The organism is Paenibacillus sp. cl130 (assembly GCF_900116035.1).
GTDB lineage: Bacteria > Bacillota > Bacilli > Paenibacillales > Paenibacillaceae > Paenibacillus > Paenibacillus polymyxa_B.
Map to the genome: position 1 here is coordinate 164439 of NZ_FOYG01000008.1, position 13500 is coordinate 177938.

Here is a 13500-nt window from a genome sequence, read left to right on the forward strand (position 1 = left end):
TTTTTACAAAAACAACCCTGCAATCGTTGCCGACAGCACGCTAACCAGCGTTGCCCCGTACAACAGCTTCAGACCAAAGCGGGCCACCACATTTCCTTGTTTTTCATGCAAACCCTTCACAGCCCCGGAAATGATACCGATGGATGAGAAGTTAGCAAAGGATACGAGGAATACCGATACGATCCCGACCGTGCGCTCCGACAAGCCTGTTTGCTTGGTCAGATCAAGCATGGCCACGAATTCGTTGGACACGAGTTTGGTAGCCATAATGCTGCCCGCCTGAACGGCTTCGTTCCACGGAATACCCATGACAAAAGCGAAAGGCGCAAACACATATCCAAGCAGCGCCTGAAAGCTGATTCCAAACAACCAAGAGAAAATCCCGTTAACCATGGCAATCAGCGCCACAAAACCGATCAGCATTGCAGCTACCGTAATAGCAACCTTGAAACCGTCCATAATATATTCCCCGAGCATTTCGAAGAAGGACTGCTTCTCTTCCTCCTGAACCTCCAGTAAATCGTCTTCCTTCTCAATCTTGTACGGATTAATAATGGAAGCGATAATAAAGCCGCCGAACAGGTTCAATACCAAAGCTGTGACCACATATTTTGGGTTTAACATTTGCATGTAAGCTCCCACAATCGACATGGACACCGTTGACATCGCAGACGCACACAGTGTATACAACCGATGTTTTGGCAGCAGACCAATTTGCTTCTTAACGGAAATAAACACCTCGGATTGACCCAAGATAGCCGAAGCTACAGCGTTGTAGGATTCCAGTTTACCCATTCCGTTTACTTTGCTCAAGACAAGCCCGATATATTTAATAATAAAAGGCAACACTTTTACATATTGCAAAATACCAATCAGCGCAGATATGAACACGATTGGCAGCAGTACACCGATAAAGAACGGGGCTGCTCCTTCATTCGCAATTCCGCCAAAAACAAAGTTAATCCCTTCAGTTGCATATGCCAAAAGACTATTAAAACCTTTTGCAAAGCCTTTGACCAGAAATTCGCCAATTCCTGTATTCAGCAATACGAAAGCAAGCGCTGCTTGCAGAACAACCATAACTATCAGCGGACGATACCTGATTTTACGCTTGTCACTGCTGGCAACGTAAGTAAGTGCAAATACAACGAGCAGTCCCACCAGAGCGATTACATATTTCATTTAATTTCCCCCTCATTACATTAAGCGCTTACATTCCCCGTAAAAAGAATGCGCTCCAAAGAGGCATTCTTTTTTTTATTTCCCCAGATCCGCAGGTCGAAAAGCACCCGGCAGTAATTGATCCACCGTCCACTCTTCCGTGTTGCCATGAAGGTTTGTCAGATAAATTTTGGTATCTTGATGAGCAAATTCGGAAATAACCTGACGACAGGCCCCACATGGAGACACAGGCCCTTCCGTATCAGCTACTATCGCAATCGAATCAATTTGACGGCAGCCTTCGGATACCATTTTGAAAATCGCTGTCCGCTCTGCACAATTGCATAAGCCGTAGGAGGCATTTTCCACATTACATCCGTGATAAATCGTGCCATCGCTTCCGAGAACCGCAGCACCCACCTGAAAATTCGAATACGGAACGTATGCCTGTTTACGCGCCTCAAGCGCTTTCTGAATCAATTGATCCTTCATCGCGAATCCCTCCATGACTTTAAAATAAACTTAGTAGGAAGATGTAGACTGCTCGCCCTCGATGATCTTCACACCGGAACTTGCACCGATCCGACTTGCGCCAGCTTCTACTAATTTTTGCACGTCTTCCAGACTGCGTACACCGCCTGAAGCCTTAACACCAATCTCAGGTCCTACCGTTTTGCGCATCAAAGCCACATCTTCCGCAGTAGCTCCACCTGTTGAGAAGCCTGTCGAGGTTTTCACAAAATTCGCTCCCGCTTTGACGGACAGCTCACATGCCAGTACCTTCTCTTCGTCTGTCAGCAGGCATGTTTCGATAATTACTTTTACCAGTGTACCGGCAGCTGCCTCCACGACCGCACGGATGTCCTGCTCGACGAGCTGTACATCACGTGCCTTCAAAGCGCCTATGTTAATAACCATATCGATTTCAGTCGCACCGTTAGCAATAGCATCTTTCGTTTCAAATGCTTTCGTTGCGGACGTGCTCGCTCCCAGCGGGAAACCGATAACTGTACAGATAGCTACTCCTGTGCCTGCGAGCTGTTCTGCTGCATAAGCTACCCACGTCGGGTTCACACATACAGAAGCAAACTGATATTTTTTGGCCTCGGCAGTCAATTTCGTAAATTCATCCTTCGTCGCATCTGCACGCAACAATGTATGGTCGATTAATGCTGCAATGTTCATATCTAAAAGCTCCTTCATTAGATAAATAGTGTGAAGACAAAAGTCCTTTATTTCTCTGTGATGAGACCATCATAGCACGCCTTTGAACATATGTAAAACACATTTTGAAATTATGTTCAAGCTTATGCGCAAGGCGTCACCTACAATTCATATTACCCTGTAGGGAAACGCCATAACCGTGTATTTTGCTGGATTGAGAACGACTTGCTCTATTGTAAAAGTGCTTGTGCCGTAAACTGATCTGTCACCAAGATATTCGCATACTTGCCACGCAGCGATGCCCGAATGGCCTCCAGCGACGAGAATGGACTTCTCCTTCTTTCGCAAATCAGGCAAATCAATCCCGACGGTACGGCTATTGATTTCCTGACTGCATATGTTGCCCTCAGCGTCAAAAAAGCGCGAGCAAATATCGCCCTTGCCGATTCTTTGCAGTAGCTTCTGCTCTTCTCCGTTAAAATAGCCCAATCGGAACAGCAATGCATCCTCCTTGACCGTACCCACCGTAAACACAGCGATGTTCGCCTGCTTGCCAAGTTCAATGATACGCTGGATATGCCGATCCTCCTCGACCATTTTCTTAACGGCGTGACTGTCGAAAATCACAGGCAGCGGCAAATACCGTGCTATGGTATGAAAGGCTTCTGCGAACAAATTCACGGTTTCCACGGCATATGTGTTGACATGCGAATGGCTCACGCCTCCTTTGAGCTGAACCACCTCAACTCCCTTGACCTGCTTTTGCTGGAGATGAAGCGCTACGGCATGCATCGTTGTTCCCCATGTCACTCCAATAATATCAGCATCCTGTACCGTTTCATGCAAATAATCGGCTGCTTTTTTGCTAATATGCTTCTTGATCTCCTGATATTCATTTAACGGCGAATAACAGACTAACACGGTATCCAGTCCGTACTTCTTCTTCACCTGCTCTCCGAGCGCGTCCATATCCTCCATCGGGTCCACAATACTGATCCGCACGTATCCCTGTTCCTTGGCAGCCTGCAGTAACCGCGATACCGTAGGACGCGAAACCCCGAGTCTGACCGCGATATCTTGCTGACTGTAGTCGTTTAGATAGTATAATCTGGCTGCCTCGATACTTAATCGCTGCTTTTCATGATCCATTCTACCTCAACCCGCTTATCTTAAAATGTAGTGCCAGCGGACACAGCTTTAGTCCCAAACATTATATATGAAGGGAAACTTGAAGCCACGCCTTGGCCGTATAGTTGTTAATTTGGAAGATTTAACTGCTCGTTTGTGATATTCTGTGATTAACTACAACTACTTTACCGCATCCTCAACTTTATCGTTCCATCTGTCAAAACGCAATAGTTAACCCATTTTACCGCTCATTCACAACCTGTGATGGCTTATCTGAATATGTAAGGAGAATTGCTATGTCTGAATTTATTGTGTGCAGTCTGGCGGACAAAAAGTTCGCGTTAAACTTTGTGGAAGTAGAAGAAGTCATGAATGCCAAAAAAGGAACGCCTCTTCCCTTTTCCGAGGCGTGGCATGAAGGAATGGTGACTATTCGCGGCAACGTATTTACGATCCTTAATTTACGCAAAAAGCTGTTTCTTCCTGCATCAAGCGATTCCGCCGAGGACAAAATGATTTTGCTCAGCCGTGCGAAGATTGCTCTGCTTGTCGATCAGGTAGAGGACACGGCTTCTGCCGAGGACAGTCAGCTACAAAGCAATGAGGAAGAGTGGCAGCGCGAGTTGTTCCCTACTGTGATGGAGCATCAGGGTACCCTCATTCCGGTGATCGATATGGACGCTTTTCTTGCATCCACCAAGACGAACTAAAACGCAAAATACTCCCAAACCTTGAGCCGGCTTGCACTCATCGTTCGGGAGTATTTTCAGTTATTGGAGTCCCTGCCCCTCTTTCATGTGAACCAGCGTGTTCAGCTGCTCCAGTAACGTATTTCCGCCAGTCAGCGAAATCGTGCCAATCTTCTCGCAGATTTTTTCCATGAATTCCAGTTCTTTAAGACGATAGAGGGTGGCATTCTCGTCCATCAGCTTGGCCGTATTGAGCAGACTACGAGTGGATGCCGTCTCTTCACGTCGTGTGATGAGGTTGGCCTGTGCCTTCTTCTCTGCCAACAGCACGGTATTCAGAATATCCTTAATATCCCCCGGCAAAATAATATCCTTCACCCCAGCTGACGTAAAAGTCACTCCATATTCGCCACTCTGCTCATTCAGTCGAGTCAAAACATATTCCGCAATCTCTTGCTTCATTTTCAGCAAATCATCCAGCTTCATCGTGCCAACGTATTCGCGTAGCAGCAGTTGAAGCATAATATACATTTGTTCCTCGTATGCCCGGAATTCCAACGCCCGCAACGGGTCGATGATACGGTACTGACAGACGAAGTTGAGGCGCAGCGTGATTTTGTCCTCTGTCATGATTTCCTGTCCCATCAGGTCCATCTGCTGTTGTCGCATATCTATCGTTTTGATCTCTGTATTCACTGTGGACATCCAGAAATAATATTTGCCCGGTTTTAGCTCACCCTGCAACACATTATCGTAATACAAAAATCCCAATTCATAGCTGCCCACCTGAAGTGCCTTCCAGAAGCCCGGTGTCTTGGACAAGAATGCTTGCCCCAATGCCTTATCAATCGCAGGCTGCCGAGTATCTGCACGAACAAAATGATGTTTCTTGAGCATGTTCCAAAAAGCATATTTCCCTGCCGTCAGTAGCTCCACAAATCGATTATCCTCATAATGCAACACATATTCATGGTCCTCTACATCAATGACATTCAATTGCTCAAGCAATAGGGGATCTGTCAAAAACAAACGAATGTCATGATCAGGTACAAAAAATGGTTCGGCTACATTCAAAATTTCAACTGCTTCCTGCCGAAATGTTTTCAATAGGTAAGTTCCTGGGTGCAACAACTTGTGGTAGCTTCCTTTTTTGAACAGCAGCCCGCGCTCATCAGATTTAATCGTTATCTTCTTAAACATCGTATCACTCCTAGTATTTAAAATCCTCAACTTAAAAATGTACATTTCCGCGTGTAGCGGCTTCACGTTCCATTTGATCTTCCGATCGCTGTTGCAGTGGAATTCCTTCAATTACATAAAACATTCAAAGGTAGGAATTCCACTGCAAAGGCGAACGCTTCGCTTCTTCAGATTCAAATGGTCCGCTCCGCTGATTCGCATGTTATAGTAAACACATATTTTTAAAATGAGGATTTTTTATTTTTATTTGTTGTAGTAGGGTTAGTGACCCTTGCAGAGCATCCCTTCGGTGTGGACGGCGGGGTCAAGCTTAAGGAAAAAGAAAGATACCGCCTGTTTCCGTGTTCTAGGGATGGAATTCATCAGCCCAACATCGATTGTGAATCTGTATCCCCGAAGCCTCGAACCCTGTCGGCGCTTGCTCTCTCCGGTATCCGCTGGCCGCATAGCCATCGCCCCGGTACCTGTCATCGAGACCAGACATGGGATGCTCTTATCCGGGTCTTTTCATTGTTTTTATTCGATCATTCGAATACTCTACCAGAAGTCGCGTGGAAGGCGATTGGGAATTGAACCCTAATGTTGGTGGATACATCAGAATTACAGGATACCTGACCCCATCAGGGCAGGCACTGCGGGACCTTTGGAAATCCTCGCCTCGGTAATATCTTCCTGTATCAGCCTTTATCATTATCGCGCAACCTGGAACTCACGAACATGGCGAAAGTATTACGACCCTATAAAAAAACAAAAAAAGACACAGGAGAAGCGTATTTGCTTCCCTTGTGTCTTTCTTTCTATAGTTAACTGTCGCGTTCGTATCTTAGGCCTGATCCACTAGGATGTTTTTTCGAAAACGGGATCAACGCTCGGTAGTGGAAGTTCTGGAACGTCTATCGTTGTAGAAGCAGTCTGCTGGTGTGTATAGCTGAATGAAGGGGTCTCGTATTGCAATCCCGCCTTTTCATAGGTAAACCAATAGCTGACAGCCTTCCCGATATCGAGGTCTGTAATCCGCTGCTCCCAGACACCGCCGTTGTTTGTCATTCGGTAATTGAGCTGTTGTCCACCAGTTAAAGTATAATGCACGTCAACATAGGCCGAGGCTGTTTTGGGTGTAAATTGAAGCAATGCTTCATGATCGCTGACAAAGCGAGCTCCTACTTTATAATCCTCCGTTTCCCCGCCACCCTCATTACCACCAGATGCTGGCTCTGTCGTTACCCCTACCGCATTGCTTGCTGCAGATAGGTTACCAGCTGCATCTCGAGCCTTAACGGTAAAGCTGTAAGTGGAAGCTGCATTCAGCCCTGTAATTGAAGCGGAAGTACCGCTTATCTCTGCTGCCTGAGCCCCGTCCCTATAAACGATATAACCCGTAACGCCAACATTGTCTGTAGCTGCAGCCCACTCCAGAGTGACTACCGAAGCCGTTTTGGTCGTAGCTCGAACATTCGCCGGGATGGACGGAGCCTCCGTATCAGGTTGCGGATTGCCACCGCCGCTTCCATTTCCGGTATTAAAGCTATTCGGCTGCACGGTAATACTGTGCCCATCTGAGAAGGTTACTGTTTTGACTTGGTTTGTAAAATTGTAGGCCACATAAGTTTTTACACCGTTTTTATGAAATAAGGCATAAATAGGTGAATTAGCAGTGATGCTGCGGTCGATGTTGCCTAAAGCATCCAAATTGTAGATCCAGTGGTAGGCATTCGCCTTGGAATTCCCCGCTTCCGGTGTCATGGCCGCTACGCGTGCACTGAATTTGGCCTTGGCATCGGACGGGTCCGAGATCGCTCTGTACATATACACAATATCTTCCCATGGACTGAAATTCCCACCGCTTTTTCGCAGCAGATCGTTATAATTTTTAGCTGCATAATCTGAATACTGCGTCAGATACAAGGAAGCCGAGGTGATCGGTAGCCAGTTGATACCATGCACCTCTGCGGCATTATTGGTCCACCATGTTGCATTCCCTACGGTTTTACCACCCCAGATCATGCTTGCCGTCGCGCTTTGCATCCCTGCAGGGGTGTTTGTGCCATGCACATCAAACCAGTATTCGTTAATCGCATTCATTTCCGTTGTGTATAGATAGATGCCCAGATCACGAGTTTGAGTATTTCCCGTCGCCTCGCCCCATAAAATAAGACCTGCCCAAGCATTCATCGCTTCCGAGGAGGATTCATTGTTGTTGCCATCACCAAATTTGGCATGGCCGGAAGCCCAGGTGTGCCCGGCATAGGGATCAAAATTACGCAAATACGGAAATTTCGAATCAGACCTGTCGGTATTGGCGATGTCACGAATGAGCAACTGTACCATCTGCCCCCATTGGGAATTGGATGCCCAGCTCTTGTCCACACGTGCAATTTCGGCCGCGGCCTTGATAAAGTATCCATAATGGAAGTGATGGTCATTTAATTCTACCGCACTGCCAAAGCTGTCGGGATAACCGATCAACGTCCCCCAATTGTTGTTATACACAAATAGACTGGAGCTTTTCAGATTACCCGAGCTGTCACTGGCCTTAAACCAGTCCTGCAGCCGGCTTTTGATCTCATTGCGGAACTGGGTCGCTGCTGCGGTATTGCCAGCCTGGTCGGCAATCGGCGCCAGCGCTGCTAGCTTGCCCAGACGTTTTCCAGTCCAGTACGTGTCTCTATCGCCGGAGTAGACTTCCGCTTTCGCTTCGTCTATATAACTGTTGAGCGTATTTTTATCGTAGGACCCCAAGTCGGGCAGGGAAGGCAGTACCCCTGTAAACTTCATTTTCGTTTGAAAAGAAGCACCTTCTGCTGTTTTCATCAGACCGCGTACAGAATTGTACGTATAGCCTAGCAGGGGTTGTGATGAATTTTTCCACTGATGCGGGTATAAGGCAAAAATAGTACCGCTTTGCGTGCCTTCCTTCGCTGTTGTCGCAACAGTAAAGGTGGTCGTCACTTCGGAAGAGGCTTCGTTATAGCTGTACTGTGCTTTGGAGTTTGTAACGAAAGAATAGGCGTATTGCTGAAATTTGTCCAATGTCGCGGTTGTTTTGTCAGGCAAAGCCGCCACTGTAAAATAGTTTTTCCCGTTCAATTGATTGATCAGAGTACTCGTTCCGAGGCCAGACCAGGTGCTGCCGGAAGGACCAAACAGACCATAGTGTGAGCCATTAACCGTAATGCCAAGCACAGGGGAACTAGCTGACCCAGACCAAACCTCTGGCACCCCATTAAATGAAAGCTTGGGATTGCCACCGCCAAACTCAAAAAAAACATAGGGGGAGCCGTGTCCATAGGTAGCACTCATTTTATTGCTGCCGCTTTGAAATAATGATTTGACAAACCAGTCACTGAAACCGTCCACCTTGGCATCTGGAAATGAAGCGCTTACAGAATGGCCGACGGAAAAATCGTTCACATCATCCATCCAACCTGCGATGTATCCCGGATTTACTGTAATTTTCTCACTCGGGTTAAAGATGCGTAAACCGTTTTGCTGATTTTTCAAGGCAAGGGGATGCGGATATTGAGCCTCGGAGTACGGTACCCAGGCGAGGCTGCTCCACCAGTCATTGGTAGGCATTGGGCTGGTTACATTCGCTGTTTTGTAAATCTCGTTTTGCGGTGTTGCTGCTCCGGCAGGTAGTGTGGTTGAATATGAGCCAGCGCCTTGTGTGACCTCACCCGAAAAGGCTTTAGTAGAAACCGGTGCAGCTAAAAATATCAGACTGGCACTTAACAAGCATAATAACGTTTTTTTCACAACCTACATCCTCCTTTGAGTTCTATAATCCCTTTCACTGCAAGGCTTTTCCCTTCTCTTCCAAGTTGATTTCAACTTCATTGTGCTTGATCTCAATTTCCAGGTCAATCCTTTTATTTCTATATTCTAACTAAACGAGGCGAAAGTCTCTAAAAATACATAAGAAACCAGGACGAAAAACCCAAGCATGTGTAATTATGTTATCTCGAATTCACCCCATTAGACATTTACCCTATGAGTTATTCATCCCATTAATCATTCACCCTAATAAACGTTTAGTATATAAAAAAAGAATCCTCCAGGCCTTTTAGCCCTTCAGATTCTCTGTTCTTTTAAGTATATGAGCTTTTGAGCTTTTGAGCTTTTGAGTATTTAAGTCCTTTTGCCTTTCCCATGCTCCACACCATTTCGAAAAAATGAGTGACTTTGCGGTGGGCAGTAGCGGAGCGAAGGGGTTGAATCTGGAGAAGCGTAAGCGTTCGCCTTTGCAGTGGGATTCTTACCTTTAAATGTCTTATCAATCCGAAGAATCCCACTGCAACAGCGATCGGAAGATCAACCCCTTAGTGGAGTGCCTTCTCCCCCGCAAACAACACTCATTTTTCCCGCTCAAAATACCCTTCTAGTTTCCAGTCTACACCAACCTGTGTCACGCTCAAATCATGCAATGCCACCGCATCGCTCATCGCAGACACGCCCTCTCCCCCGAGAAATCCCGGGGCTGCGCGTCCTCCAACCAGCTTTGGTGCCATGTACAGCACCAGCTTGTCTGCCAGCCCTTGCTGCACGAAGGAAGCGTTCACCTCGGCTCCGCCTTCCACGAACACCGATGATACCTCTGCCGCACCCAAAATATCCAGCATTTGCGGCAGGTTAACCCGATCGCTGTTTTCATCCTGAGTCGGAAATACCTTTACACCTAGCTGTTCCAACTGGCTACGCTTGCCTTCATCATAAGCGCGTCCTGTGAATATCCAGGTAGGCGCCTCCCCATCTGTAATGACACGGGCATCCAATGGAATACGAAGCTTGCTATCCAAAATGATACGAATCGGATTCCGTCCTTCTGGTAGACGAGTCGTAAGCTGAGGATTATCGTGAATCACCGTCTGTACACCGACCAGGATTCCCACATGCTCGTTACGAAGACGATGCACATCCTCCCGTGCAGCCTCAGATGTAATCCATTTGCTTTCCGAGGTGCGGGTTGCAATTTTACCGTCCAGTGTTACTGCCGATTTGATCGTAATAAAAGGACGCTTGCTCACAATATATTGATTGAACACTTCATTCATGCGGATTGATTCCTGCTCACATACTCCGACAATGACCTCAATGCCCGCATCTTTCAAAATCTGTACCCCTCTGCCGGAAACCAGCGGGTTCGGGTCCAGCGCTGCAACCACCACCCGACGAATGCCTGCCTTCACAATGGCTTCCGCGCACGGGCCTGTCCGACCGTGATGGGAACACGGCTCCAGCGTTACGTAAATTGTCGCTCCCTGAGCGTGTTCACCCGCCATACGCAACGCATGAATCTCGGCATGTGGCTCGCCGGGCTTCAGATGAGCGCCGATCCCAACGATACGACCGTTGTTGACAATGACTGATCCGACGAGCGGATTCGGTTCGGTTTGCCCTTTAGCACTTCTGGCATTTTCCAGTGCCAGGCGCATATATTTTTCGTGAGTGGTCATAGAACCTCCCTGAGATCGGAATCCCGCAAATGGCCGGATCGTTCCACTTTTGTATTCAAATACCGTTCATTATATTGCGACACATCGCCCCAGAGCGGCATGCGACCCGCCACATTCATACCCGATTTCTTCAAGGCATCCAGTTTTTTGGGATTATTTGTGATCAGGGTTACTGGTTTTTGTCTCAGGTGACGGAGCACACTAATGGCATCCGCATAGTTGCGTGTATCATCTTCAAAACCCAATTGATGATTGGCTTCTACAGTATCCATGCCTTCTTCCTGCAGAATATAAGCCATTGCTTTACTAAACAAACCGATTCCGCGGCCTTCATGGTTAGCCAGATAGAACAATGCACCCGTTCCATGTTCCACAATCATTTTCATGGACTGGTGGAGTTGAAATCCGCAATCACAACGCTTGCTACCAAAAATATCTCCAGTATGGCAAATACTATGCATGCGAACTAATGCATTTTCCGACTGTTGAAGATCGCCATACACCAAAACGCTTGACTGTTGTCCCTCTGCCAAATCCAGTGTGGACAATCGCTTCACAATCGTCTCAGCGGTGGCATTCAGTAAGTCCTGGCGATCTTCCTCATCCCGTACAGGCAACCAGCAGTACCACTGAAAAACAACCGTTTCTCCTTCCATATTAACTGGCAGCTTGATCGGTCCTACTAAAATCGTCGAAGATTGCTCTCCGCGAACGGTTTGAATTTTATCGTTAAGTAGCGTAGCTACATCTTTTTGGTTCATCTCTCTGCACCATCCTTTATATAAACTCTATATATGAAAATTCCGGTAATTCATGTTGTTGTCAGGATTTATATCCTTTGATTATCGGCTTGTAAGAAATGTTCATGAAACGTGGATTCCATCGTCAGCTGCCGTTCCTGAAGCTCGGTTACAGCCTGTCGTCGTCCGTCTTCGAACGCCTTTAGGTCTCCTGCGGTATAGCTCTTCTGTCGTAAACGAAGAAGCTCACTAGCTAGCACATCGGCATCCTTTAACGCTGCATTCAAGCCAAAAGCTCCGGTAGGTGTCATGGTATGCGCCGCATCTCCAATAAGGACCAGCCCGTTCTGCGCCCAGGTGTCACTGCGACTGCTGAAAATATCCAACGGTACGAAGTCCTTCCATGAACGAATGTGATCATGCACACTATGCTTCAAATCCGGAAAAGCCTCGGTAAGCAGTTGTATAAAGGGTTCAAAGGATTGCTTAAACAGGGTTGGAAAGCTACCTTCCTCCACATTCCAGCCAATTTGAATATAGCCCTCAGCCTGCGAGAATAAAGCCAACTGCCCTCCGTTGACCCGTGCCAGACGAGTGACGGGCTCCCACCCAGCAGGTGCTGTGATTTTCGCCCATAGCAGATCATAGCCGTGTCGAATGTTTGTCACAGGCATCTGCGCCAGCTTGCGCACAGTCGAATAGCGACCGTCTGCCCCTACAATCAACGAACTGTCAATCGTGATCTCATGACCGTTCTTATCGCGGGCGGCCAAGCCCGTGTACCCCTGCTCGCTGTTACCTTCCAAGGTAGTCACAGTTGTACCCGCCAGGTAACGGAAGGACTCGTAGGTTGACGCCTGCTTGAGCAGAGCCTCCAAAAATCGAGGCTGTGGAATATGAACCCCCACATTACCATCTACTGATGCTGGCTTGACCGTCTTCACTTGCTGCTGATGCTCCCAATATTCGATTCTTGTAGAGGCGAGAACATAGTCCTTATGAATTTGTTCGAGCAGCTTATGCTTTTGGATCACTTCCTGACCCTCATCATTCAAGATTTCACCGCGGAAAGCCTTTCCCGCTATGCTCTGCCGCTCAATCAATATCGTGGATACACCCTGCGCCGCCAGTAGACAGGACAACAAAGTTCCTGCGGGTCCCCCTCCAACTACGCACACTTCACATTCCAACTTCATCTGACTTCCCCCTACGCCCAAACCATCACCATAACGATTAGTTCGTATCTGTTCATTTAATTACATCATTAATAATATCAAAAATAATATCAAATTAAGTTCAAATTTTAAGTATTCATATCTCAAGCTCCGTATCAAAGTCAACAAGTTACTTTATGTAACAAAGTATATTTATATCACACCATTTCGTCAAGTAATAAATTTATGTAAAGTAAAATCATTTACTTTTAACAGTGGATCGTTAATAATAGGAGCATGAGGTGATCACATGAACATTCCGCAGATGTGCCCACGGTTTGAAAAAGCTATGGAGCTACTGAGTAAGCGTTGGACGGTGTTGATCGTATTTCAACTAACTAATGGTCCGCAACGTTTCGTCGCTATTGAGAATTCAATCCCTAATTTAAGTGGAAAGGTCCTTTCCGACCGTCTAAAAGAGCTGGAGGAAGAAGGAATCATACAACGTATGGTTTATCCTGAGAAGCCTGTACGGATTGAATACTCTCTTACAGATAAGGGACGCGATTTAGCTCCTTTGTTTGACCATATCGGTACTTGGGCTACACGCTGGATTGAGGTTCTACCAGCACTTGAAAAGCAATGATCCATATGGGCTACAGCTATTTTTCCTAAACTAACATGATAAAAACACACAGACTGCTAACATGCCAAAGAACGCCTTTGCTCTAAGTACAATTTGTACTCATAGTGCAAGGCGTTCTATTTTTCATATGAAGGAACTTTATTGATTCACCTACATATCGATTCC

At 46.7% G+C, this 13500-nt stretch carries 10 protein-coding genes and 1 pseudogene; 2 read left to right on the top strand and 9 right to left on the bottom strand.

All coding sequences use genetic code 11. The features are described 5' to 3' along the window. Nucleotides 1-3 precede the first annotated feature (3 nt). From BM358_RS20920 to BM358_RS20935, 4 genes and pseudogenes are all read right to left on the bottom strand, one after another. Nucleotides 4-1182, bottom strand: a complete 1179-nt coding sequence (locus BM358_RS20920) for a NupC/NupG family nucleoside CNT transporter (protein WP_023990383.1) — start codon at nt 1180-1182, stop codon at nt 4-6. 75 nt (nt 1183-1257) lie between these two features. Then, a complete protein-coding gene (locus tag BM358_RS20925) occupies nt 1258-1653 on the bottom strand; it encodes a cytidine deaminase (protein ID WP_023990384.1) in 396 nt (131 codons plus the stop codon). Between the two features lie 30 nt (nt 1654-1683). Beyond that, nucleotides 1684-2346 carry a deoxyribose-phosphate aldolase gene (gene deoC / locus BM358_RS20930; RefSeq protein WP_025722509.1) on the bottom strand — a complete coding sequence of 221 codons (663 nt, stop codon included), beginning with the start codon at nt 2344-2346 and terminating at the stop codon, nt 1684-1686. A 209-nt stretch (nt 2347-2555) separates the two neighbouring features. Continuing rightward, a pseudogene (locus tag BM358_RS20935) lies at nt 2556-3474 on the bottom strand (sugar-binding transcriptional regulator). A gap of 275 nt (nt 3475-3749) precedes the next feature. Between BM358_RS20935 and BM358_RS20940 the strand changes: the two are divergent. After that, a complete protein-coding gene (locus BM358_RS20940; protein ID WP_023990387.1) occupies nt 3750-4163 on the top strand; it encodes a chemotaxis protein CheW in 414 nt (137 codons plus the stop codon). Between the two features lie 60 nt (nt 4164-4223). On the opposite strand, the gene BM358_RS20945 is transcribed toward BM358_RS20940, so the two are convergent. The 5 genes from BM358_RS20945 to BM358_RS20970 form a co-directional block, all read right to left on the bottom strand. Next, nucleotides 4224-5342, bottom strand: a complete 1119-nt coding sequence (locus BM358_RS20945) for a slipin family protein (protein ID WP_028541783.1) — start codon at nt 5340-5342, stop codon at nt 4224-4226. Between the two features lie 837 nt (nt 5343-6179). Then, nucleotides 6180-9098, bottom strand: a complete 2919-nt coding sequence (locus tag BM358_RS20955; protein WP_049828437.1) for a glycosyl hydrolase — start codon at nt 9096-9098, stop codon at nt 6180-6182. 596 nt (nt 9099-9694) lie between these two features. Further along, nucleotides 9695-10795, bottom strand: coding sequence for a bifunctional diaminohydroxyphosphoribosylaminopyrimidine deaminase/5-amino-6-(5-phosphoribosylamino)uracil reductase RibD (gene ribD, locus BM358_RS20960; RefSeq protein ID WP_028541782.1), 1101 nt, complete (start codon nt 10793-10795; stop codon nt 9695-9697). Beyond that, complete coding sequence (locus tag BM358_RS20965) at nt 10792-11556, bottom strand: GTP cyclohydrolase II (protein WP_025722502.1); 765 nt, start codon at nt 11554-11556, stop codon at nt 10792-10794. The genes ribD and BM358_RS20965 overlap by 4 nt, the downstream gene beginning before the upstream one ends. Before the next feature lie 68 nt (nt 11557-11624). After that, on the bottom strand, nt 11625-12731 hold the full coding sequence (locus BM358_RS20970) for an FAD-dependent monooxygenase (RefSeq protein WP_028541781.1): 1107 nt from the start codon (nt 12729-12731) through the stop codon (nt 11625-11627). A 268-nt stretch (nt 12732-12999) separates the two neighbouring features. Between BM358_RS20970 and BM358_RS20975 the strand changes: the two genes are divergently transcribed. Next, a complete protein-coding gene (locus tag BM358_RS20975; RefSeq protein WP_023990392.1) occupies nt 13000-13335 on the top strand; it encodes a winged helix-turn-helix transcriptional regulator in 336 nt (111 codons plus the stop codon). The last annotated feature ends 165 nt before the right edge of the window (nt 13336-13500 follow it).